We start from the raw sequence: 21,012 nt of genomic DNA on the forward strand, positions 1-21,012 counted from the left end.
ATGTGTAAGTGCAGCGATGCATTGAGCTAACCGGTACTAATGACCCGTGAGGCTTAACCTTACAACGCCAGAGGCGTTTTGGCTGAGAGGCCGAGAGAAGAATTTTCAGCTTTGTTTACCGGATTCAGTTATGTCCTGCGGATTGANGTCNGAAGGATTTTGCGCTGAAGCAAGGCGGCAAAAGAGACGGAAGGAAGGAGCATACATAAGTATGTGACTGACTTACGCGAATGCAGCCAACGCAGCAGCAGTGCAAAAGACACAGGACAGAGCACAAAGAATTTGCCTGGCGGCTGTAGCGCGGTGGTCCCACCTGACCCCATGCCGAACTCAGAAGTGAAACGCCGTAGCGCCGATGGTAGTGTGGGGTCTCCCCATGCGAGAGTAGGGAACTGCCAGGCATCAATTTAAGGTATTTACCTGAAAAGGTAACACCGGTTATCAGCGAGACCCCGCTGGTAATGCAGTATTCGGTGGTGCGGTAGTTCAGTCGGTTAGAATACCGGCCTGTCACGCCGGGGGTCGCGGGTTCGAGTCCCGTCCGCACCGCCACTCTCTTGATTAGCCCTGACTGAAAAGTCAGGGCTTTTTCATTTCTGGCATATCAATCTTATTGTTGACTAAAACGCAAAATTCCTCTGCTTATAAGCGGATTTTTCAGCAGCAATGATGCTGTCACAATGTCCCTCATTGAAATATTCCATTCACCGATGAGGTAATTATGACAATCCCTGCTTTTGGTTTAGGCACTTTCCGTCTGCAAGACGACGTTGTTATTCATTCAGTTAAAACCGCACTTGAACTGGGTTATCGTACTATCGATACCGCTCAGATCTATGAAAACGAAGCTGCAGTAGGTCAGGCGATTGCTGAAAGTGGCATCGAGCGCAGCGAGCTATTCGTGACGACTAAGATCTGGGTAGAAAACCTCTCTGCTGACAAACTGATTCCCAGCCTCAAAGAGAGCCTGCTCAAACTGCGTACTGACTACGTCGATCTCACCTTAATTCACTGGCCATCTCCAGGGGCAGCCATTTCAGTGAAAGAAAGTATGCAGGCGCTGATGGCGGCCAAAGAAGCCGGGCTGACACGCCAGATTGGCATCTCAAATTTCCCCATTGCACTGATGAAAGAGGCAATCGAAGCTGTGGGCGTAGAAAATATCGCGACTAATCAGGTTGAGCTACATCCGTATTTGCAGAATGAACAGGTAGTAAAGTTCGCCCGGGAACAGGGTATCCACATTACCTCTTATATGACGCTGGCTTATGGTGAAGCGCTGAAAGACGAAGCAATTAAGGCAATTGCGAAAAAACATCAGGCTACTCCTGCGCAGGTTGTGCTGGCATGGGCAATGCAGTTGGGTTACGCAGTCATTCCATCCTCGACCAAACGTGAGAACCTTGCAGGTAACCTGCATGCGCAGGATCTGCAACTGGATCATGAGGATATGGATAAGATCCATGCGCTGGATCGGGGGCAACGTCTGGTCAGTCCGGAAGGCCTGGCACCTTCCTGGGATTAAGTAAGCATTCAACAATCAGTCCTGGCTACGCCAGGGCTGGTTCTGTATCCACTCACTGAGAAAATCAATAAACGCCCGCACACGCTGGCTGACACCAAGGTCACTGTAGTAAACCGCATTAAAGGGCATTTCTACAGGCAGACGTTGCTGCGCCAGCACTTCAACAAACGTCCCCTCAGCAATTTCTTTATCGACCATATAGTCAGATAAACAGGCGATACCGTTATCATTCAGACAAAGCTGTTTCAGCGTTTCTCCACTGTTTGACGACATACCCGGCTGGATATCATAAAGTTCGCCATTTTCCTGTGCGACAGGCCAGCGATTAAGGCGTAAAGGCTCAACGAAGCCCAGACATTCATGATTAGACAAGTCTGCTACCGACACAGGAACGCCATACTTCGCCAGATAAGCAGGGGTAGCGACTAATTTGCGGAAGCTGATAAATAGCAGACGCGCGCGCAGGGTGGAGTCTGTCAGCGTACCAGCCCGAATGGCAACGTCGACTTTCCTCTCAATAAGATTAATAAAGCTTTCTGAGGAGATGAGTGAGAGCGTGACGTCAGGATAACGTTCGCGAAAAGGCTTAATCATCGGCAGCAGCAAATGCAGAATCACCGGTGTGGCCGCATCAATACGCAGCACCCCCCGGGGAGCCAGCTGGCGTTCGATTAACTCGTTTTCAGCCGTCGACATTTCCTGCATCAATTTCTGCACGCGACGGAAATAGTGTTCCCCCTCATGAGTGAGTGCCAGCTGACGCGTAGTGCGAGTCAATAAAGCCACTCCCAGCTTAGTCTCAAGCTTTTTTACGGTGCGACTGACGGCAGAATTTGCCATGTGCAACTGCTCCGCAGCCCGGCTAAAGCTACCGCTTTCCACCACGGCAATGAACACTTTCAATTCATCTGATGATGCCTTCATTATCCCTCCATATGCAAAAGTCTATTGCTACTTTGCATCTTTTTGTTATTAAAGCATAGGCGGATACTGACGCCCATCAAAACTAATGGGAGTCAATCATGCCACTTGCACTCTGGGCGCTAACTATCAGTGCCTTCGCTATCGGAACAACTGAATTTGTCATCGTTGGGTTAATCCCAACTATCGCGGAGCAGCTTGCCATAACTCTTCCTTCTGCCGGGATGCTGGTCTCTATCTACGCTCTCGGTGTTGCCGTTGGTGCTCCGGTACTTACTGCTCTCACGGGTAAATTACCGCGTAAGCATTTGCTAATGGGGTTGATGGCGCTGTTTACTCTGGGGAATCTGGTGGCCTGGCAGGCCCCAAACTATGAAACGCTGGTCATTGCCCGCTTGCTGACCGGTCTGGCGCATGGTGTATTCTTCTCCGTCGGCTCAACTATCGCCACCAGCCTGGTGAGCAAAGAGAAGGGGGCCAGCGCTATTGCGATCATGTTTGGCGGTCTGACTGTTGCCCTGGTGACGGGGGTGCCGCTAGGGACTCTGATAGGGCAACATTTTGGCTGGCGTGAGAGTTTCCTTGCGGTGTCAGTGCTGGGCGTGATTGCGCTGATGGGCAGCATGTTGCTGGTGCCACGTAACATTGCGCAGCCGCCAGCAACGTCGTTACTTCAACAAGCTCGGGTGCTGACTAATCCACGTTTACTGCTGATCTACGCGATTACCGCATTGGGCTATGGTGGCGTGTTTACTGCTTTTACCTTTCTGGCTCCGATGATGCAGTCTCTGGCGGGCTTCTCTCCCTCGGCCGTGAGCATAATTTTGTTGGGATACGGCATCGCTGTCGCGATAGGTAATATCTGGGGAGGAAAACTCGCAGATCGTCGTGGTGCTGTGCCTGCTCTCACCTTAATTTTCGCCGCCCTGGCGATTTTGTTAGCCGTCTTTCAGTTCACGGCCAATACGCACTATCTGGCGTTAGCGACAGTGATCATCATGGGCATCTTCGCCTTCGCCAACGTGCCAGGCTTGCAGGTTTACGTGGTACAGAAGGCCGAACACTATGCTCCCGGAGCGGTAGACGTCGCCTCTGGACTCAATATCGCCGCCTTTAATATTGGTATCGCACTGGGTTCCACAGTTGGCGGATATATTGTTCAGCATTATGGGTTAGCACAAACGCCGTGGGTAGGGGCAGTGATTGTCTTCATCGCATTATTGCTGGTACGCCTCAGTGGCTTGCTGGATAAGCCTCGCGCTGTGATAGCCGTGGAATAATCCTCAGAAACGGCCTGCCAAATGGCAGGCTGTTCACGTTTAAACCGATATATCCAATCCGACAATCAAGAACACCAATTGAAACCCCGCGCTAAAATCCCTATAACAGTCAGGTGAAGTATGTTTGTAACGAGCCAGGCGGGAAAGTGCGGAAAAAAACCTATGCAATGCGTTATGTAGCAGGTCAGCCTGCCGAGCGGATCTTTCCGCCGGGAGCGATGCTGCATCTTGGGCAGGCACTGCCGCCCGGCGCACCATTGCCAGCCGACCCGACTTTACGGGTATTGGTGTGGAACATCTTTAAACAGCAGCGAGCAGACTGGATGTCAGTGCTGCAGGGCTTTGGCAAAGATGCGCATCTGGTATTGCTACAGGAAGCACAGACGACGCCTGAGCTGGTAAGGTTTGCCACCAGCAACTACCTCGCTGCCGATCAGGTGCCCGCATTTGTCCTGCCACAGCATCCCTCTGGCGTGATGACGCTGGCATCGGCGCATCCTGTCTATTGCTGCCCACTGCGTGAGCGAGAGCCGTTGCTGAGACTGGCTAAATCGGCGCTGGTGACGGCCTACCCGCTACCGAACGGCGAAATGCTGATGGTGGTGAACATTCATGCGGTGAATTTCAGCCTGGGTATTGATGTCTATAGCAAACAGCTGGGGCCGATTGGTGAGCAGATTCAGTATCACCGTGGTCCGGTAATTATGGCGGGTGATTTCAATGCCTGGAGTCGCCAGCGCATGAAGGCGCTGTTTCGATTTGCTCAGGAGATGTCATTGCGGGAAGTGACTTTTACCGATGACCACCGACGCAAAGCCTTCGGTCGCCCACTGGATTTTGTTTTTTACCGCGATATGAAAGTGAATGAGGCGTCAGTGCTGGTGACTCGCGCTTCAGACCACAATCCATTGCTGGTCGAATTTAACTCCACCTGGGCAGCTGCGCGCTAAAGCCGATTTTTTCCAGACAAGAAAAATGAAAAAGGCCGACAAATGTCAGCCTTTTCGAGCCATTAGGTATCTGGCGTTGCGCTATTATGGACAAACAGCGTGAGGTTATCCCCTGGCTGAATGCTTTTCGCAGCCGTTAACACACTATTCCAGCGCATAACGTCTTTGATGTTAACACCATGACGTCGCGCGATACTGGCAAGAGAATCACCCTTACGAACACGATAGGTGATGCTGTTGCCGTTATCGGCCAGCTGCGAGCCCTTGTCGCCAACGGTCAGCTTCTGACCGATTCGAACCGAGGCACCGCGCAGGTTATTCTGCTGCTTCAGTGTATTAACGCTAACGCCGAGCTTGCTGGCAATGCCAGACAAGGTGTCACCTTTGCGCACCGTGTAGCTGCTACCCGCATCACTGGCTTTCGCCAGTTGGGAAGGCTGCACGGCGGCAATATCACCGGATGCCAGTGAATTGCGTAGCTGAGCGACATTGGACTTAGGCACCATAATGTAGTGCGGTCCATTCGGCGCTGTCGCACCGTGTTTATAACCGGCATTGAAGCTTTTCAGCTTACTTAACGACATACCAGCCATATCTGCGGCCTGCGTCAGCTCAATCTGCTGACCCACTTCCACGCGAGCCAGTGCACGGCTCTCGTTCGGGGTCGGCAATTTGATGCCGTAGCGCTTGTTGTTCTTGAGAATATCGCTCAAGGCCAACATTTTCGGAACATAAACCGTGGTTTCGCGTGGCAGCGACAGGCTCCAGAAGTCGGTCGGCTTACCGCGCGCCTTGTTCTGTTTAATCGCCTTGAGCACACGTCCTTCACCGCTGTTATAGGCGGCAATGGTCAGTAACCAGTCACCGTCAAACATGGTGTTGAGACGCTGCATCATATCCAGCGCAACCTTGGTAGAAGCCACCACATCGCGGCGACCGTCATACCATTGGTTTTGTTTCAAACCATAGTTTTTGCCCGTAGTTGCAACAATCTGCCAGATGCCAGCGGCATTCGCAGAAGATGTTGCATGTGGGTCAAAAGCGCTCTCCACTATGGGTAGCAGTACCAGTTCCATCGGCATTTTACGTTTCTGTATCTGCTCGACTATCCAGTACATGTACGGCTCTGCCCGTAATGTTACATCGTGGAGATAGCTCTTATTTCTTAAGTACTTTGTTTTTTGTTCGCGGATCCGGGGGTTATCCGGAATCCCCATCTTCAACTCGTCACTAATGTGATTCCAGAGATCAGTGTCTTCTGCGAGGCTGGTTCCATCATCTTGCCAGCGCGGCGACAACAAGCGATCTCCGTACTTTCCATTTTCACCTTGACCAGCTGAAGACAGGCTCTGAGCATGCTGTTCTGGGATCGTGGCGTCATTCCTTGATGCCTGACATCCTCCCACCAGCAAGACAGAGGCGATTAATATCGCTTTTGCCTTCATGTGTGTGTCAATAGTCGCTTAAAAGACGAGCAATAATACTTGACGGTCTGACACAACACAACCAAAAAAATCAAAAGCGATCTTTCTTCTCGCGTAGATCAGCAAAAACTTGCCAAAGAGGCGCAGTTGTAAAATTACCGCCTAAAGCCTTTTTTAAATCAGGATCTTGCGTACGAAGGAATAAATTTATTTCCCTTTCTAAAGCCAAATTTGTTGGCAAAGTAATACGATTTTCTGCACGTAAGTCTTTAATTTGCTGGAACCTTGCTAAAATTTTGGGGTCATGGGGCAGAATAGCCGCAGCAAACTTCATATTGGATAAAGTGTACTCATGGGCACAGCAAATTAAGGTGTCGGCAGGGAGTTCATTAAGCTTTTGAAATGAATCAAACATTTGTTGCGCGGTGCCTTCAAATAATCTGCCACAACCGCCGGAAAACATCGTGTCGCCACAGAAAAGATAAGGCGAACTGAAATATGAGATATGTCCTAAAGTGTGTCCAGGGGTCGCGATGACACGAAAATTTCTCCCTAACAGCGTAAATTCATCTCCATCGGCCACAATTTGCTTTGCCCCTTTATCTGCAGTTTCCTGTGGACCGAAAACCGTCATATCGGGGTAATGCTGGAGCAGCTCGCTGACGCCACCCACATGGTCGTGATGATGGTGAGTCAGTAAAATCGCCACCGGATGCCAGCGATTGGCTTTAATTTTATCCAGTACCGGTTGTGCTTCGCCGGGATCGACAATCAGGCAATTTTGCTGGTCATCCGTCAGTGTCCAGATGTAGTTATCCTGCAATGCGGGAATACTGGTAAGATTCATAAACACCTCTCAGGCCGTAGAAAAAGGAAGATGGTAAAGCATGAAGCCGGCTAAAACACGCCAAATCCTGACTGCGCCGCGCTCCTGGCGCGACATGCCCTGGGGCGACTATTTTCGCGACGCGCTAACACAGCAACTTCAGCCTTCGCTCGGTAAGCTGTATGGCTTCCATATGCTTAAAATTGGCAGCCTGAGCGCAGAAATCAACACCAGCCATTGTGCTATTTCGCATCAGGTGAATGTCGGCGAAGAGGGCGAAGGGTTGCAGGTGATTGCCCGTGCCACTCAATTGCCGTTTGAAGCTAAATCGATTGATGCCTGCTTGCTGGCGCATACGTTAGCCTGGAGCCAGGACCCGCATCGTGTGTTGCGCGAAGTGGACCGCGTACTGATTGACGATGGCTGGATGATTATCAGTGGATTTAATCCCTTTAGCCTGCTTGGTATCAGCAAAGGCATTCCGGGTTTGCATGGTCGTGCGCCCTGGAGCGGCCGCATGTTTAGCCAGATGCGATTGCTGGACTGGCTTAATCTGCTGAATTACGAAGTGGTTTACCGCACCCGCTTCCAGGTGGTGCCTTGGCACCGTCAGGGCGGAAAAGTGATCAGTGCACACCTGCCTGCGCTGGGCTGCCTGAATGTGGTGGTGGCGCGTAAACGCACCTTCCCGTTAACGCCCACCAAAGTGAAAAAAAGCCTGAGTAAAGCGCAGTTGCGACAGACGGTGAATGCGACGCGGCAGTTTCGAAAAATGAAGGATCAGGATTCGGGCTGATAGCCGATATCGTCCTGTGATGGTTGGCTGGCGGCAGTGCGCGCCAGTTCGTCGCAGCGCTCATTCTCCGGATGGCCAGCATGGCCCTTCACCCATTCCCAGGAAATCTGGTGTGAACTCAGCGCCAGATCGAGCCGTTGCCACAGATCGACATTCTTCACGGGTTTTTTATCCGCGGTTTTCCAGCCACGCTTTTTCCAGTTATGAATCCAGCTGGTAATGCCCTGGCGTACATACTGGCTGTCAGTGCTGATCACCACTTCACACGGCTGCGTCAGCGCTTCCAGTGCGACAATCGCGGCCATCAGTTCCATACGATTATTGGTGGTGAGGCGATAACCGGCACTGAAGGTTTTTTCATGCTGGCGATAACGCAGAATGGCGCCATAGCCGCCAGGACCAGGATTGCCGAGACAGGATCCATCGGTGAATATTTCTACCTGTTTACGCATCTCTGGTAGACTTCCTTAACTGACAAAACACCAAGTCTGACATAAACGAGTCCTATGAGCACTGCAAATAACCGCCAGATCGTCCTCGATACCGAAACCACCGGCATGAATATGATCGGCGTGCACTATGAAGGACACCGCATCATTGAAATCGGTGCGGTTGAAGTCATCAACCGCCGCCTGACCGGCAACAACTTCCATATCTACCTCAAGCCCGATCGGCTGGTGGATCCGGAAGCCTTTGGTGTGCACGGTATTGCCGATGAGTTTCTGGCGGATAAACCCAGCTTCAGTGACATCGCCGATGAGTTTCTTGAGTACATCCGGGGTGCTGAGCTGGTAATTCATAACGCATCGTTCGATATCGGCTTTATGGATTACGAATTTGCCAAGCTGAAACGCGACATTGGCAAAACGGAAACCTTCTGCCAGATAACCGATAGCCTGGCGATGGCGCGCAAGATGTTCCCCGGCAAGCGTAACAGCCTTGATGCGCTTTGTAGCCGTCTCGAAATAGACAACAGCAAGCGCACGCTGCACGGCGCATTACTCGATGCCGAAATTCTGGCTGAAGTGTTCCTGACCATCACCGGTGGCCAGACGTCATTGGCATTCTCGATGGACAGCGAGCAAAGCACCCAGGCCGACGGTGAAAATATTCAGCGCATTGTGCGTCCGGCATCCGGGCTGCGCGTGGTCAGCGCCAGTGATGAAGAATGTCTGGCACATGAGAGCCGCTTAGATCTGGTAATGAAGAAGGGCGGCTGCTGTCTGTGGCGCGCCTGAAATCGCTGATTTTGCGTGGAAAAGCGGCGTTAAGTCGAAAAAAGCAGCAAACGAAACAAAGCCACAGAAAAAGCGTTGACGGCTGATCGCCCTGCCATTAATATGCGCCTCGTTCCCGACGGGGAACACAGCGCGGTGCGGTAGTTCAGTCGGTTAGAATACCGGCCTGTCACGCCGGGGGTCGCGGGTTCGAGTCCCGTCCGCACCGCCAATCTCTTTAAAGAAGCCGATTCAGCAATGAATCGGCTTTTTGCTTTTCTGCCGTAGCGGCGCGATATGCCTTAATCCTTCTGCACGGCTACCTTGCCACCATAGGTTGCTGTAACCGACACGTCACGTTCAGCGCGCGCCAGCCAGCGATAGCAACCCATGCCGAGCGCCACACCGATGAACCAGCTGAAGTTCGCCACCTCATGCAGTGAAGGAATAAAGCTGATAATCAGGCCAATTCCCACCGATGGCAGCAAGGCGGCGATCGCTTTCGGGTTAAAACCGCTCTGATACCAGTAACGGCCTTTCGGCGTGTCATCAAACAAATCATCGACATACACTTTACTGCGTTTAATCAGATAGAAATCGGCAATCAGAATACCAAACAGCGGTCCGATAAACGCGCCCAGCACATCCAGGGTGTAGTGGATCAGTTCAGGTGACTGGAACAGGTTCCACGGTGTCAGCAGTACCGAGCCTACAGCGGCAATCATGCCACCGGTGCGGAAACTGATTTTCTGCGGTGAACAGTTGGAAAAGTCGAAAGCCGGTGAAACAAAGTTCGCCACAATATTGATACCGATGGTGGCGGTGATCATGGTCAGCAGGCCAATTGCCACCGCCAAATCGTTACCTACCATGCTGACGGTTTCAATCGGGTCGGTAATCATACGCCCGAACAGCGAATTGCTGCCGGAGACAATCACCACGGTAACGATGGAGAACAACAGGAAGTTAAACGGCAGGCCCCAGCGGTTGCCACGACGAATCTCACCCATGTTTTTGCCATAGCGGGAGAAGTCGCCGAAGTTAAGCAGCGGACCGGAAAAGTAAGACACCACCAGAGCCGTGGCGGTGATCATCTGCCAGGTCTGCTCACCGGCGCTCAGCTGTTTGCTGGCGAGGGTAAAGGAGATACCGTCAAAACCAGTCTTGTATACAATCCATCCGGCCAGAGCTACCATCACGACGTATACAGCCGGGCCGGCCACATCGATGAAACGTTTAATCGCGTTCATCCCGTGCCAGAACACCAACGCCTGCAGGAACCACATCACACCGAAGCAGCACCAACCCAGCAGAGATAAGCCCAGCCAGCTGCTGTGCGTCATGCCGGAGAGTGACGGAAAGAACTTCAGCAGCACCAGCATCAGCGCGTTGGCTGCCAGGTAAGTCTGAATACCGTACCAGGCGAATGCGATCAGGCCACGGATCACCGCCGGGATATTGGCCCCGAAAACACCAAATGCCTGGCGTGAAATCACGGCGTAAGGCACCCCTGCCATCTGGCTCGGTTTCGCCACCAGGTTGGCGCACAGCTGGACAATGCAAATCCCCACCAGCAGACACAGCAATACCTGCCAGCTTGCCAGGCCGAGAGTAAAGAAGCTGGCAGCCACCACGTAGCCGCCCATACTGTGCACATCCGACATCCAGAAAGAGAAAATGTTATACCACGACCAGTTCTGGTCACGCGTCGGTGCCAGATCCTCGTTGCAAAGTCGTGGGCTGTAATGGGCGTTGGCTTCAGAGGCCACCGCAGAGGTCACTTCAGAATGATTTGGCATGAAACCTGCTCCTCTCTTAATAATGAAAAAATAATCACAGCGTGAAACGGTATTGCAGGATCCAGGCCAGAATTGATTTCTTGTATACAAAAATTGTTTTTCACGTATACGATGTGCTGTGCACAGACATTTACCGGAGCGGGAAATGAAGAGTGAAACAGGCCAGAGAACGGCCGCAGATCTGAATGATAGAGACGAACCCATCTACCAGGCGTTGCTGAACGCCATTGTCGAGCATCAATTACCGCCAGGCAGCAAATTGCCGGAAGAAGCGTTATCCGAGGTGTTTGGTGTCAGCCGCACGGGCATTCGCAAGGTGCTGCAACGCCTCGCGGCGGTGCAAATGATCACGTTATCGCCCAGACGTGGTGCACAGGTTGCTACGCCTGGCGTGGAAGAGGCGCGTGATATTTTTACCACGCGTAATTTACTGGAGTGCGCCAACCTGCCCGCGGTCGTCGCGCATGTGCAGCCGCCGCACCTGGCGGCATTGGCTGGCCTGATTGCGGAAGAACAGCAGGCGCACGAACAGAATGATGGTGCCGCCGCCATTCGTCTGTCGGCCGCCTTTCACATCCAGTTGCAGGCGATATCGGGTAATCAGGTACTGACCGAGATGGTGACGCGCCTGACGCAACGCTCCTCGCTGGTGATTGCCGCTTGGGGTGCGCCCTGGCAGCGTGGCTGTCGTTGCGATCATCACGATCGGCTGGTGGAGTTGCTACGTCAGAAGGATCTGCCTGCGCTGACCGCAGCCCTTCAGCATCACTTCGAACATATTGTCGCCAGCCTGCACTTTGAACGCAGCGGTGAAACCCTTCCTGACTTTGCCCGGCTGTTTGCCGGGAAAGGAGCCACGTAATGAGCCTGATCCAGGTCATCAACCCCAACACCAGCCTGGCAATGACGGAAACTATCGGCCAGGCGGCACGTGCCGTTGCTGCACCGGGTACGGAAATTATCGCGGTGTGTCCGAGCCAGGGGGTGCCTTCGATTGAAGGCCATTTTGATGAAGCCATTGCGGCGATTGGCGTACTGGAACAGGTGAAGCTGGGCAAAGCACAGGGAGTGAGCGGGCATGTGATTGCCTGTTTTGGCGATCCCGGCTTATTAGCCGCCCGTGAGCTGGCAAGCGGCCCGGTGGTCGGCATTGCGGAAGCGGCGATGCACACCGCCACGTTGCTGGCGACGCGTTTTTCCATCGTCACCACGCTGCCGCGCACGCTGATTATCGCGCGCCATTTATTGCAGCAATACGGTTTTACTCATCACTGTGCCGGGGTGCACGCCATCGATTTGCCGGTGCTGGCCTTAGAAGATGGCAGCGGAATTGCACAGGAAAAAGTACGCCAACGTTGTATCCAGGCGAAGCGAGAGGATGGCAGCGGGGCGATTGTGCTGGGTTGTGGTGGGATGGCAACGCTGGCTCAGGATCTGACCCGCGAACTCGGTTTGCCGGTGATCGACGGTGTCGGTGCGGCGGTCAAAATGGTGGAGTCGCTGGTGGCACTGGGCTTTGGCACCAGCAAACATGGTGATCTCGATTACCCGCTAGAAAAACCGCTCACAGGTGCTTTTCAGCACCTAAACTAAGCACTGGTTGAGGTTTACCACAGGAATTTACAGAATGAGTGATGTATCTGAAAAGAAAGAGTACAGCTTCAACAAAAACTATCCACGCGACCTGATTGGCTACGCCAGCCAGCCACCTCATGCCCGCTGGCCGGGTAAAGCACGCGTCGCGGTGCAGTTTGTCCTCAATTATGAAGAGGGGGCAGAGAATAACGTGCTGCACGGCGATGCCGGTTCTGAGCAGTTTCTTTCCGACATCATTGGTGCGGCCAGCTACGCCGATCGTCATATGTCGATGGACTCGCTTTATGAATACGGCTCCCGCGCCGGGTTCTGGCGCATCCATAACGAATTTCAAAAGCGTGGTTTGCCGCTGACCATTTTTGGTGTGGCGATGGCGCTGGCTCGTCATCCGGAAATTGTCGCAGCGATCAAAGCCGCTGACTATGACGTGGTCAGCCACGGCTGGCGCTGGATCCACTATCAGGGCATGGATGCGAAAACCGAGCGTCAGCATATGCAGCAGGCGGTGGATGTGCTGAAGGATTTGTTCGGTAAAGCCCCGACCGGCTGGTACACCGGCCGCGATAGCCCCAACACCCGCCGTCTGGTGGTGGAGCAGGGAGGCTTTAGCTACGACAGCGATTACTACGGTGATGATTTACCCTTCTGGACGCAGGTCACCTGTCAGGATGGTACGGTCAAACCACATCTGATCATTCCGTATACGCTGGAATGTAACGATATGCGCTTTGCCTCCCCGCAGGGGTTTAATACCGCCGAGCAGTTCTACACCTATCTGCGTGACACCTTTGATGTGTTGTATGAAGAAGGGGAAACGGCACCGAAGATGATGTCGATTGGCATGCATTGCCGTCTGCTGGGGCGTCCGGGCAAGTTCCGTGGCCTGCAACGCTTCCTTGACCATATCCAGCAGCATGATCAGGTCTGGGTGTGTACCCGCCAGCAGATCGCCGATCACTGGATGGAGACGCACCCAGCACCGGTGGCTGGATAAGGACCTTTTGAACGTCAATCTCCAGGTGCGCATGAATGCGCACCCTACGGTTGTAGGGTCGGCATTTATGCCGACCGGGTACAAATGGTATCAATGCGTAGCGGCAAGATACTGCTAATTCATCAAACTCACCTGCGCGGCAACAATGCGCCAGCCGCATGGCAGCCGCACCCAGGTCTGCTGCTGACGGCCAATCCTCTCCGTTCCCTCACGGGTAAACTCGGTGCTGCACACCGCATAGTCATCGCCAAAGGTGGTGATCACCGTGTGGCGCAATGTACGATCCAGCCCGGCTGAGGGGCGTGCGGCACGAAACGCGCGGATTTCTTCGATACCATACAGATTCTCACCGGCACCGAGACGGATCGTGCGGCTGTCATGCCAGAACAGCTCATCGAGGACCTCCACGTCATTGCTGACCAGCGCCTGCTCGTAGCGATAAAACGCCGTTGTCACTTCGGCGACAATCGCCGGACGATCAATATGTTCAGGTGTCATGCTTATGCGTCCATCAGGGTCGTTTGCGGCAGAGTAAGCCCTTGCTGTTGCAACGCCCAGGCGGCGCGCAGTGCGAGGTGTTCTTTGAATGGTGCGGCGATCAGCTGTAAACCAATCGGCAGGCCACTCGCCGTCGGCAGCGGCACGGTGCATACCGGCAGGCCGAGGAAGGAGATCGGCTGAGTCAGCATCCCCATGCTGGCGCGCGTCGGCAGATGCTGGCCATTGATATGAATGGTTTCCTGGCCGATGGTGGTGGCGCTGCACGGCGTCGCCGGAGCGATCAGCACATCGAACTGCTCAAACAGCGGCAGCACCTGCTGCTGGAAATGACGACGGAAGCGCTGTGCCTGCACGTACCACGCGGAAGGCAGCATCGCACCGGCCAACAGACGTTCGCGTGAGTTCGGTTCAAAACGTTCCGGCATCTCGCGCAGCTTCGGCAGATAGTGATTGCCTCCTTCTGCTGCGGTGAGGATAAAGGCAGCGGAGCGCGCGATCTCAGCGTCTGGCATCGTGACTTCATCGCTGGCTGCCAGCGCTTTGGCCACCACGGCCAGCGCGGCACGGGCATCATCATTGCACCAGGTGGAGAAGAAGCCGCCTAACACGCCACAGCGTATCCCTGCTGATCCCTGCGTCAGCGTGTCGCTGGCCGTCATCACCGGTTGAGCGGCCTGAAATGCATCGCGGGTATCCGCTCCCTGCAAAATGTCGTACACCAGGCTGAGATCTTCCACCGAGCGCGCAAAGGGGCCGATATGATCGAGGCTGGCAACAAACGGATGGCTGCCGCTACGTGATAAACGGCCAAAGGTGGGCTTCAGGCCGAAAATACCGCACAGCGAAGCCGGTACGCGAATCGAGCCGTTGGTATCGCTGCCGAGCGAGAAGTGCACCAGCCCGGCCGCGACCGCGGCGGCCGATCCGCCCGATGAGCCACCCGCCACACGCGTGAGATCGCGCGGGTTGTGGGTGGGGCCATAATGCGTGTTCTCGGTGGTGAAGCCGTAGGCGTAAGCATCCATATTCAGCATCCCGGAGAGCAGCGCCCCTTGCTGGCGCAGTTTGCTCACCGCCCAGGCATCTTCGCGCGCCGCCGGACGTTCACTGAACAAACTGGCTCCGGCCAGGGTGCTGTGACCGGCGACGTCAAACAGGTTCTTCACCGCATAGGGAATGCCCGCCAGTGCGGGTAACGTTTCCCCGCGCTGGCGTTGTGCATCCAGCTGTTCCGCTTCTTTTAGCATGCGCTGAGCGGTGACTTCGGTCCAGGCGTTGAGTGCCGGGTTATGCTGTTCAATCGCGCTTAAGGTTTGTTCGGCGATGTCACGCGCGCTGATGTCACCATTGCTCAGTGCCTGTTGCAGCGCGCTGATTGAGAGGGCAGAAAGTTTCATAGCTTATAGACTCCCGCTACTTCCAGACGATCGTCGAGCGGATAAGCCATCAGCGGTTCAGCCATCGCGGCAATGCGGTTAAATTGTGTCAAAAGTTCGGCGCGGCGCGCCTCATCCAGCTCCAGCGCCAGAATCTGTTCCATCTGGGCGATATAGGCGGCCCAGTCCGGTTGTGCACTCATCATTATCTCCTTAGAAACCAGCAGCGCTGCCATTGCTGCGCGGATCAAACGCGCCTTCCAGCATGCCGTTGTTATGGCGAACGATGGCACCAGCATGGCCGACCACCTCGCTAAAATCGGGTAACAGCTCCACTTCATGGCCCAGGGCACGCAACTGCTGCACCGTTTCCGGCGCAACGCGCGCTTCCAGCTTGAGGGAGTCAGAGGATTGGCCCCAGGTGCGGCCCAGCAGCCAGCGTGGTGCGCTCACTGCCTGTTGCAATGGTAATCCCTGGATAACATGGCGGGTAAATATCGCCGCCTGGGTCTGTGGCTGACCGTCGCCGCCCATCGAGCCATACACCATGGTGCGGCCATCTTTCAGGCGTGCAGCCGCCGGGTTAAGGGTATGGAACGGCTGCTTACCGGGAGCCAGTGCCAGCAGGTGGCCCGGCTGCAAACTGAAGGCCGCGCCACGGTTTTGCCAGGTGATCCCGGTACCCGGCAGCACCACGCCGCTGCCGAATTCGTGATAAATGCTTTGGATAAAGGAGACCGCCAGCCCGCTGCTGTCCATCACCCCCATCCACACGGTATCACCCGGACCTTTGCCGGTGCCCCACGGGGCGGCGCTGGCATCATCAATCTGTGCCGCAATGCTCGCGAGATGATCCGCGTCCAGCAGGCTTTGCACATCAATGTCGATATGGCGTGGATCAGTAATATGTTGATCGCGCAGGGCAAAGGCTTTCTTGGTGGCTTCAACGATGCGATGCACGGTCTGGGTTTCATCGGCATCCGCCATGTTGAGCGAGTCGGTAATGCCCAGAATCGCCAGCGATACCAGCCCCTGGGTGGGCGGTGTCATGTTCCAGATATCGCCTTCGCTGTGCGCCAGATGCAGCGGCGTGCAGCGGCGGGCCTGCTGACGTTGTAAGTCTTCGAGGGTGACAGGCATGCCGAGTGCCGACATTTCCCGGGCCAGATGATGCGCCAGCTCGCCGCGATAAAAACTGTCTAATCCCTGCTCGCACAGCAGGCTGAGGGTATTGGCCAGCGCCGGTTGGGTGAAACGGCTGCCTGCCGCAGGCACTTCGCCATCGGGCAAAAAGGTGGCGGCAAATCCCGGTTGATCCTGCAATTCATGGCGTTTGGCGGCGGTGGCGGCAGCCTGCGAGTCGGTGACGGGAATGCCATCAGCGGCATAGCGGATAGCGTCACGTAGCAAACGTGGCAGCGGCAGCGGTGTGGCGCCCAGCCCGGCGGAGAATGCCAGAGCTTCCTGCCAGCCGCTCACGGTGCCTGCTACGGTCAGCGCGGCTTTGGGGCCGCGATGTGGAATTTTAGTTGCGCCGTGATAAAAATCGAAGTGCGCCAGAGATCCGGCGGCACCGCTGGCATCGATAGCGATCGGATCGCCACCAGGCGGCACAATCAGCCAGAAGCCGTCACCGCCCAGCCCGTTCATATGTGGATAGACCACGGCGATAGTGGCGGCGGCCGCTACCATGGCTTCAATGGCGTTGCCACCTTCGCGCAGCACCGCTAAGGCGCTTTCGCTGGCGAGATGGTGCGGGGTCACGGCCATGCCTAATGGCGCCATATTGCTCTGTATCATAGTGAACTCATTTTTCCAGGTACGTGGCAAAGTTATAGCAAGAGCTGTTCCAGTTTTGGCAGAGACACCATTGTGGATCGATTTATGCTAGCTTGTGATGAAACGAAAGTTACAGGACGAAAGATGAAACAGCTAGATGAACGCCTCCGCAGTCACTATCCGCAACTGTCGCCGCAGGAGCAGCGCATTGCCGATTTTGTCTTTGATCATTTTGACGACCTGATCAGCTACAACAGCGCGGAGCTGGCGCGGCTGAGCGGCGTGTCAAAAGCGACGGTGAGCCGCCTGTTCAAGCGCCTTGGCTACGAAAAATACAAAGACATGCGGGATGAGCTGCGCACGCTGCGCCAGAGCGGTATGCCCCTGACGGATAACCGCGATGCGGTGCAGGGTAACACGCTGCTGTCGCGTCATTACAAGCAGGAGATGGCGAATCTGACGCAGTGGGTCAACAACATCGATCCGCAGCAGTTTGGCGAGGTGATTCAGGCACTGGCCCAGGCGAAACGACTGTTTATCATCGGCATGCGTAATGCCTATCCGGTGGCGCTGCATCTGCGTCAGCAGCTGATGCAGGCGCGTCCGCAGGTGCATGTGCTGCCGCAGCCCGGCCAGACGCTGGGCGAGGAGCTGGTGGATATCACCCCGGAAGATGTGGTGGTGGTGATGGCATTTCGTCGCCGATCGCGCATCCTCCGCCCGCTGATGCAGCAGCTGCAACAAAGCAACATTCCGGTGCTGGCGCTGTGCGAACCCCAGGCGCAGGGCGTGATTACCCTGGCGCGCTGGCAGCTGTGTGCACCGCTCGACAGCGTTTCCGCCTTCGACAGCTATGCCTCCGCCATGAGCCTGGTGAACCTGCTGGCTAACGCCTTGCTGCATGAAATGTTGTCGCAAGGTCGTCAGCGTATTCATCAAATTGCCGACCTTTACCAGCATCTGGATGAGCTGGAACACCGTTAAAGGGCACCCTTTTGGTGCTTTGCACCTTTTTTGATCGCTTTAGCTTACCGGCGCATCGCCGGTTTTTTTCACCCTGATAAAGCTGCAACCCTGATTTTTCGTGGAAGTGTTCTTTTTGTTTCGGTTGGCACATTAGTTGCAGAACGATTCATCAAGAATCTTTTGTTTCACATAAACTCACCGGGGTGCATAATGAAAAAAGTTTTAATGGCAGTGGCAGGCGCTGCGTTAATGATGGCGCAGGTCGGTAGCGCAATGGCCGATCAGCTGCAGGACATCCAGAAACGCGGTGTTATCCGCATTGCCGTGCCGCAGGACTTCCCGCCGTTTGGTTCCGTCGGCACCGATTTACAGCCGCAGGGCTACGACATCGACATGGCGAAGTATCTCGCCAAAGAGATGAAACTGAAGTTGCAGCTGGTGCCCGTTTCCAGTGCTAACCGCGTACCCTACCTGCAAACTGATAAGGTCGATCTGGTGATCTCCAGCATGGGGAAAAACGCCGAACGTGAAAAAGTGATCGACTTTAGCCGTGCCTATGCCCCGTTCTTCCTGGGCGTGTTTGGTCCGAAAGGTGAAGAAATCAAAGATGCAGCGGCGCTGAGCGGCAAATCCATCGGCGTAACCCGTGGTGCGGTTGAAGATATGGTGCTGACCGGTGTGGCACCGAAAGACGCAGACGTTAAGCGTTATGAAGACAACAACACCACGCTGTCTGCATATCTTTCTGGTCAGGTGCAGTACATCGCCACCGGCAACCTGGTGGTGGCAGCGATTGCGCGTCAGAACCCGGCCAAAGCCCCGGTCGCGCAGTTTATGCTGAAAGATTCTCCGTGCTTTATCGGCCTGAAGAAAGACGAGCCAGCGCTGAAAGATAAAGTGAACACCTTGATCGAGCAGGGCATTAAAGATGGCACCCTGAACAAGCTGTCCGAAGAGTGGCTGAAAGCGCCACTGCCGGCCAACCTCGGCGCATAAGAAGGACGGCCAATGATTGGGCAACTTAACTTTGCTGCGCTCTGGCCGCACTGGCCGGAGCTGCTGGCGGGGCTGTGGGTCACTATCCAGCTGACAGTGCTGGCCACCGTGGGCGGCGTGGCGCTGGGTATTCTCGGTGCGGCACTGCGCAGCGGCAAACCCAGCTTACTCAGCCGTATCTGGGGCATTTATGTCGAGCTGATTCGTAACACCCCGTTTGTGGTGCAGCTGTTTTTTATCGTCTTTGGTTTGCCCAATCTTGGTCTGAAACTGACGGCGGGCGAAGCAGCGCTGCTGGCGATGCTGATTAACCTCGGTGCCTACAGCACTGAAATCATCCGCGCCGGTATTCAGGTGACGCCGAAAGGGCAATGGGAGGCTGGGCGTGTCCTCGGCCTGACCCGCAGCCAGACGTTCCTGCGCGTGGTGTTGCCGCCGTCGTTGCAACGCATTTATCCGGCGCTGGTCAGCCAGTGCATCATTGTGATGCTGGGATCTTCCGTGGTGTCGCAGGTCTCCTATGAGGAACTGACTTTCGCCGCCAACCTGATTCAGTCGCGCACGTTCCTGAGTTTTGAAGTCTATCTGGTGACCACGTTGATTTATCTGGCGTTGTCGATTGCCATGCGTCAGCTGCTGCTGGCAGTGGGACGTAAATGGTTTGGAGCGCTGCCATCATGACGACCTTTACCGACTGGGACATCCTGCGCAACCTGCTGCTGGCGGCGCGCTGGACGATTTTGCTGTCGCTGGTGGCCTTCTTTGGCGGCACGCTGGTGACCTTGCCGCTGCTGTTTCTGCGTCTGCTGCGTAAGCCGTGGCTGACGCGCATTATCCGTGGCTACACCGAGTTGTTCCAGGGTACGCCGCTGCTGATGCAGCTGTTTCTGGCATTTTTCGGCGTCGGCCTGTTTGGTATTGATGTCGCCCCCTGGACTGCCGCTTCAATAGCGCTGACGCTGTATACCAGCGCTTTTCTGGTGGATATCTGGCACGGCAGCATCCGTGCGTTGCCGAAAGGCCAGTGGGAAGCTTCACGCTGTCTGGGTCTGACTTTTGGCCAGACGCTGTTCCGCGTGATTGCCCCGCAGGCGATCCGCATTGCCATCGCCCCGACTGTCGGTTTTGCCGTGCAGGTCATTAAAGGCACGGCACTTGCTTCCATTATCGGTTTTGTCGAGCTGACCAAAGCTGGCACCATTTTGACCAACGTGACTTATCAGCCGTTTAAGGTGTTTGGCCTGGTGGCGCTGGGTTACTTCCTGATGTGTTATCCGCTGTCTCGCTACAGCCAGTACCTGGAGAAAAAATTCAATGCCGCTCATCACCATTAATCAGGTACAGAAGTACTACGGCGACAATCATGTGTTGAAAGGGGTCGATCTCGATATCGAAATGGGCGAGGTGATTTCCATCATTGGCCGCAGCGGATCGGGTAAAAGTACCTTGCTGCGCTGCATGAACGGACTGGAAGGCTATCAGGAAGGCAGTATTAAACTCGGCGGCATGACCATTACCGATCGGGAATCGCAGGCGCGTGACATCAGCCGTTCGGTCGGCATGGTGTTTCAGAGCTTCAATCTGTTCCCGCATATGACGGCGCTGGAAAACGTCATGCTGGCACCGCGCCGCGTGCTGAAAAAGAGCGAGGCGGAATGCCGGGAACTGGCAAAACAAATGCTGGAAAAAGTCGGCCTCGGTGAGCGCCTCGACTACTACCCGGCCAATCTTTCAGGCGGCCAGCAGCAGCGCGTGGCGATTGCCCGTGCGCTGGCGATGCAGCCTAAAGTGTTACTTTGTGACGAGATCACCTCGGCGCTCGATCCTGAGTTGGTGGGCGAAGTGCTGAAGGTGCTGGAGCAGCTGGCAGCTGAAGGCATGACGCTGATTCTCGTGACACATGAAATGAACTTCGCCCGCGACGTGGGCGATCGTGTGGTCTTTATGCATCAGGGACGCGTCTGGGAGCAGGGCGACAGCAAAACGGTGTTCGCCAATCCGCAAACGGCGGAACTGAAACAATTTATCTCGACGGTTCGTCTCTAAGCCAATAACAAGGAATTCAT

21 protein-coding genes, 2 tRNA genes, 1 rRNA gene and 1 pseudogene are annotated in these 21,012 nt (G+C 54.9%); 16 read left to right on the forward strand and 9 right to left on the reverse strand.

The features are described from left to right. The first annotated feature begins 285 nt into the window (after window positions 1-285). The 3 genes from rrf to dkgB all read left to right on the forward strand — a co-directional run bounded on the left by rrf (window position 286) and on the right by dkgB (window position 1,525). A 5S ribosomal RNA gene (gene rrf / locus CUN67_RS03855) occupies window positions 286-401 on the forward strand. 74 nt (window positions 402-475) lie between these two features. Next, window positions 476-552 (forward strand) — tRNA-Asp (locus tag CUN67_RS03860). Window positions 553-721: 169 nt separating this feature from the next. Then, window positions 722-1,525: a 2,5-didehydrogluconate reductase DkgB gene (dkgB, locus tag CUN67_RS03865; protein ID WP_208714079.1), complete on the forward strand. Its 804-nt coding sequence runs from the start codon at window positions 722-724 to the stop codon at window positions 1,523-1,525. Window positions 1,526-1,540: 15 nt separating this feature from the next. On the opposite strand, the gene yafC is transcribed toward dkgB, so the two are convergent. After that, window positions 1,541-2,449 carry a DNA-binding transcriptional regulator YafC gene (gene yafC / locus CUN67_RS03870; protein ID WP_208714080.1) on the reverse strand — a complete coding sequence of 303 codons (909 nt, stop codon included), beginning with the start codon at window positions 2,447-2,449 and terminating at the stop codon, window positions 1,541-1,543. A 98-nt stretch (window positions 2,450-2,547) separates the two neighbouring features. Here yafC and CUN67_RS03875 point away from each other — a divergent pair, with 98 nt between their 5' ends. Both CUN67_RS03875 and CUN67_RS03880 read left to right on the forward strand, forming a co-directional pair. After that, window positions 2,548-3,726, forward strand: a complete 1,179-nt coding sequence (locus CUN67_RS03875) for an MFS transporter (protein ID WP_208714081.1) — start codon at window positions 2,548-2,550, stop codon at window positions 3,724-3,726. Between the two features lie 146 nt (window positions 3,727-3,872). Beyond that, complete coding sequence (locus CUN67_RS03880; RefSeq protein WP_084872900.1) at window positions 3,873-4,676, forward strand: endonuclease/exonuclease/phosphatase family protein; 804 nt, start codon at window positions 3,873-3,875, stop codon at window positions 4,674-4,676. A 62-nt stretch (window positions 4,677-4,738) separates the two neighbouring features. Here CUN67_RS03880 and mltD read toward each other — a convergent pair whose 3' ends face one another. Together mltD and gloB are read right to left on the reverse strand one after the other, a co-directional pair. Further along, entirely contained in the window at window positions 4,739-6,121 is a 1,383-nt protein-coding gene (mltD, locus tag CUN67_RS03885; protein ID WP_208714082.1) for a murein transglycosylase D, read from the reverse strand. 70 nt (window positions 6,122-6,191) lie between these two features. Continuing rightward, window positions 6,192-6,947, reverse strand: coding sequence for a hydroxyacylglutathione hydrolase (gene gloB, locus CUN67_RS03890; RefSeq protein ID WP_208714083.1), 756 nt, complete (start codon window positions 6,945-6,947; stop codon window positions 6,192-6,194). A 40-nt stretch (window positions 6,948-6,987) separates the two neighbouring features. Here gloB and CUN67_RS03895 point away from each other — a divergent pair, with 40 nt between their 5' ends. Beyond that, window positions 6,988-7,722: a class I SAM-dependent methyltransferase gene (locus CUN67_RS03895; protein WP_208714084.1), complete on the forward strand. Its 735-nt coding sequence runs from the start codon at window positions 6,988-6,990 to the stop codon at window positions 7,720-7,722. On the opposite strand, the pseudogene rnhA reads toward CUN67_RS03895, so the two are convergent. Beyond that, window positions 7,707-8,275, reverse strand: a pseudogene (gene rnhA, locus CUN67_RS03900) (ribonuclease HI). The gene CUN67_RS03895 and the pseudogene rnhA sit on opposite strands and share 16 nt — an antisense overlap. Here rnhA and dnaQ point away from each other — a divergent pair. Then, on the forward strand, window positions 8,229-8,960 hold the full coding sequence (gene dnaQ / locus CUN67_RS03905; RefSeq protein WP_208714086.1) for a DNA polymerase III subunit epsilon: 732 nt from the start codon (window positions 8,229-8,231) through the stop codon (window positions 8,958-8,960). The pseudogene rnhA and the gene dnaQ sit on opposite strands and share 47 nt — an antisense overlap. Before the next feature lie 134 nt (window positions 8,961-9,094). Then, a tRNA-Asp gene (locus CUN67_RS03910) sits at window positions 9,095-9,171 on the forward strand. Between the two features lie 70 nt (window positions 9,172-9,241). Here the strand turns inward: CUN67_RS03910 and CUN67_RS03915 are convergent. Then, entirely contained in the window at window positions 9,242-10,738 is a 1,497-nt protein-coding gene (locus tag CUN67_RS03915; RefSeq protein WP_208714087.1) for an NCS1 family nucleobase:cation symporter-1, read from the reverse strand. A 145-nt stretch (window positions 10,739-10,883) separates the two neighbouring features. Between CUN67_RS03915 and CUN67_RS03920 the strand changes: the two genes are divergently transcribed. The 3 genes from CUN67_RS03920 to puuE are packed head-to-tail and all read left to right on the forward strand — an operon-like array spanning window position 10,884 to window position 13,328. Further along, on the forward strand, window positions 10,884-11,600 hold the full coding sequence (locus CUN67_RS03920; RefSeq protein ID WP_208714088.1) for a GntR family transcriptional regulator: 717 nt from the start codon (window positions 10,884-10,886) through the stop codon (window positions 11,598-11,600). Continuing rightward, entirely contained in the window at window positions 11,600-12,331 is a 732-nt protein-coding gene (gene hpxA / locus CUN67_RS03925; protein ID WP_208714089.1) for an aspartate/glutamate racemase family protein, read from the forward strand. Before CUN67_RS03920 ends, hpxA begins: the two co-directional genes overlap by 1 nt. A 34-nt stretch (window positions 12,332-12,365) precedes the next feature. Further along, window positions 12,366-13,328 (forward strand): allantoinase PuuE, encoded by a 963-nt coding sequence (puuE, locus tag CUN67_RS03930; RefSeq protein WP_208714090.1) that lies wholly within the window; start codon window positions 12,366-12,368, stop codon window positions 13,326-13,328. Between the two features lie 114 nt (window positions 13,329-13,442). On the opposite strand, the gene hpxZ is transcribed toward puuE, so the two are convergent. Genes hpxZ through CUN67_RS03950 form a run of 4 tightly spaced genes read right to left on the reverse strand, consistent with a single transcriptional unit; the run spans window position 13,443 to window position 17,005 of the window. Further along, entirely contained in the window at window positions 13,443-13,826 is a 384-nt protein-coding gene (gene hpxZ, locus CUN67_RS03935; protein ID WP_208714091.1) for an oxalurate catabolism protein HpxZ, read from the reverse strand. A 2-nt stretch (window positions 13,827-13,828) separates the two neighbouring features. Further along, window positions 13,829-15,226, reverse strand: a complete 1,398-nt coding sequence (locus CUN67_RS03940) for an AtzE family amidohydrolase (RefSeq protein WP_208714092.1) — start codon at window positions 15,224-15,226, stop codon at window positions 13,829-13,831. Next, a complete protein-coding gene (hpxX, locus tag CUN67_RS03945) occupies window positions 15,223-15,408 on the reverse strand; it encodes an oxalurate catabolism protein HpxX (protein WP_084872924.1) in 186 nt (61 codons plus the stop codon). Before hpxX ends, CUN67_RS03940 begins: the two co-directional genes overlap by 4 nt. 10 nt (window positions 15,409-15,418) lie before the next feature. Further along, window positions 15,419-17,005 carry a gamma-glutamyltransferase family protein gene (locus tag CUN67_RS03950; protein ID WP_208714093.1) on the reverse strand — a complete coding sequence of 529 codons (1,587 nt, stop codon included), beginning with the start codon at window positions 17,003-17,005 and terminating at the stop codon, window positions 15,419-15,421. Between the two features lie 123 nt (window positions 17,006-17,128). On the opposite strand from CUN67_RS03950, the gene hpxU reads away from it, so the two are divergent. From hpxU to CUN67_RS03975, 5 genes are all read left to right on the forward strand, one after another. Continuing rightward, complete coding sequence (hpxU, locus tag CUN67_RS03955) at window positions 17,129-17,968, forward strand: MurR/RpiR family transcriptional regulator (RefSeq protein ID WP_208714094.1); 840 nt, start codon at window positions 17,129-17,131, stop codon at window positions 17,966-17,968. A gap of 192 nt (window positions 17,969-18,160) precedes the next feature. Next, entirely contained in the window at window positions 18,161-18,946 is a 786-nt protein-coding gene (locus CUN67_RS03960; RefSeq protein WP_208714095.1) for a transporter substrate-binding domain-containing protein, read from the forward strand. 12 nt (window positions 18,947-18,958) lie between these two features. Further along, complete coding sequence (locus CUN67_RS03965) at window positions 18,959-19,627, forward strand: amino acid ABC transporter permease (RefSeq protein WP_208714096.1); 669 nt, start codon at window positions 18,959-18,961, stop codon at window positions 19,625-19,627. Continuing rightward, entirely contained in the window at window positions 19,624-20,280 is a 657-nt protein-coding gene (locus tag CUN67_RS03970) for an amino acid ABC transporter permease (protein ID WP_208714097.1), read from the forward strand. The genes CUN67_RS03965 and CUN67_RS03970 overlap by 4 nt, the downstream gene beginning before the upstream one ends. After that, window positions 20,261-20,992: an amino acid ABC transporter ATP-binding protein gene (locus tag CUN67_RS03975; RefSeq protein WP_084872936.1), complete on the forward strand. Its 732-nt coding sequence runs from the start codon at window positions 20,261-20,263 to the stop codon at window positions 20,990-20,992. The genes CUN67_RS03970 and CUN67_RS03975 overlap by 20 nt, the downstream gene beginning before the upstream one ends. The last annotated feature ends 20 nt before the right edge of the window (window positions 20,993-21,012 follow it).

It is taken from the genome of Pantoea cypripedii (assembly GCF_011395035.1).
Classification (GTDB): domain Bacteria; phylum Pseudomonadota; class Gammaproteobacteria; order Enterobacterales; family Enterobacteriaceae; genus Pantoea; species Pantoea cypripedii_A.

What these genes read in the sequence shown, in the direction of transcription:
- dkgB (WP_208714079.1), top strand. Translation starts at nt 722, where the DNA reads ATGACAATCCCTGCTTTTGGTTTAGGCACTTTCCGTCTGCAAGACGAC.
- yafC (WP_208714080.1), bottom strand. Translation starts at nt 2,449, where the DNA reads ATGAAGGCATCATCAGATGAATTGAAAGTGTTCATTGCCGTGGTGGAA.
- CUN67_RS03875 (WP_208714081.1), top strand. Translation starts at nt 2,548, where the DNA reads ATGCCACTTGCACTCTGGGCGCTAACTATCAGTGCCTTCGCTATCGGA.
- mltD (WP_208714082.1), bottom strand. Translation starts at nt 6,121, where the DNA reads ATGAAGGCAAAAGCGATATTAATCGCCTCTGTCTTGCTGGTGGGAGGA.
- gloB (WP_208714083.1), bottom strand. Translation starts at nt 6,947, where the DNA reads ATGAATCTTACCAGTATTCCCGCATTGCAGGATAACTACATCTGGACA.
- CUN67_RS03895 (WP_208714084.1), top strand. Translation starts at nt 6,988, where the DNA reads ATGAAGCCGGCTAAAACACGCCAAATCCTGACTGCGCCGCGCTCCTGG.
- dnaQ (WP_208714086.1), top strand. Translation starts at nt 8,229, where the DNA reads ATGAGCACTGCAAATAACCGCCAGATCGTCCTCGATACCGAAACCACC.
- CUN67_RS03915 (WP_208714087.1), bottom strand. Translation starts at nt 10,738, where the DNA reads ATGCCAAATCATTCTGAAGTGACCTCTGCGGTGGCCTCTGAAGCCAAC.
- CUN67_RS03920 (WP_208714088.1), top strand. Translation starts at nt 10,884, where the DNA reads ATGAAGAGTGAAACAGGCCAGAGAACGGCCGCAGATCTGAATGATAGA.
- hpxA (WP_208714089.1), top strand. Translation starts at nt 11,600, where the DNA reads ATGAGCCTGATCCAGGTCATCAACCCCAACACCAGCCTGGCAATGACG.
- puuE (WP_208714090.1), top strand. Translation starts at nt 12,366, where the DNA reads ATGAGTGATGTATCTGAAAAGAAAGAGTACAGCTTCAACAAAAACTAT.
- hpxZ (WP_208714091.1), bottom strand. Translation starts at nt 13,826, where the DNA reads ATGACACCTGAACATATTGATCGTCCGGCGATTGTCGCCGAAGTGACA.
- CUN67_RS03940 (WP_208714092.1), bottom strand. Translation starts at nt 15,226, where the DNA reads ATGAAACTTTCTGCCCTCTCAATCAGCGCGCTGCAACAGGCACTGAGC.
- hpxX (WP_084872924.1), bottom strand. Translation starts at nt 15,408, where the DNA reads ATGAGTGCACAACCGGACTGGGCCGCCTATATCGCCCAGATGGAACAG.
- CUN67_RS03950 (WP_208714093.1), bottom strand. Translation starts at nt 17,005, where the DNA reads ATGATACAGAGCAATATGGCGCCATTAGGCATGGCCGTGACCCCGCAC.
- hpxU (WP_208714094.1), top strand. Translation starts at nt 17,129, where the DNA reads ATGAAACAGCTAGATGAACGCCTCCGCAGTCACTATCCGCAACTGTCG.
- CUN67_RS03960 (WP_208714095.1), top strand. Translation starts at nt 18,161, where the DNA reads ATGAAAAAAGTTTTAATGGCAGTGGCAGGCGCTGCGTTAATGATGGCG.
- CUN67_RS03965 (WP_208714096.1), top strand. Translation starts at nt 18,959, where the DNA reads ATGATTGGGCAACTTAACTTTGCTGCGCTCTGGCCGCACTGGCCGGAG.
- CUN67_RS03970 (WP_208714097.1), top strand. Translation starts at nt 19,624, where the DNA reads ATGACGACCTTTACCGACTGGGACATCCTGCGCAACCTGCTGCTGGCG.
- CUN67_RS03975 (WP_084872936.1), top strand. Translation starts at nt 20,261, where the DNA reads ATGCCGCTCATCACCATTAATCAGGTACAGAAGTACTACGGCGACAAT.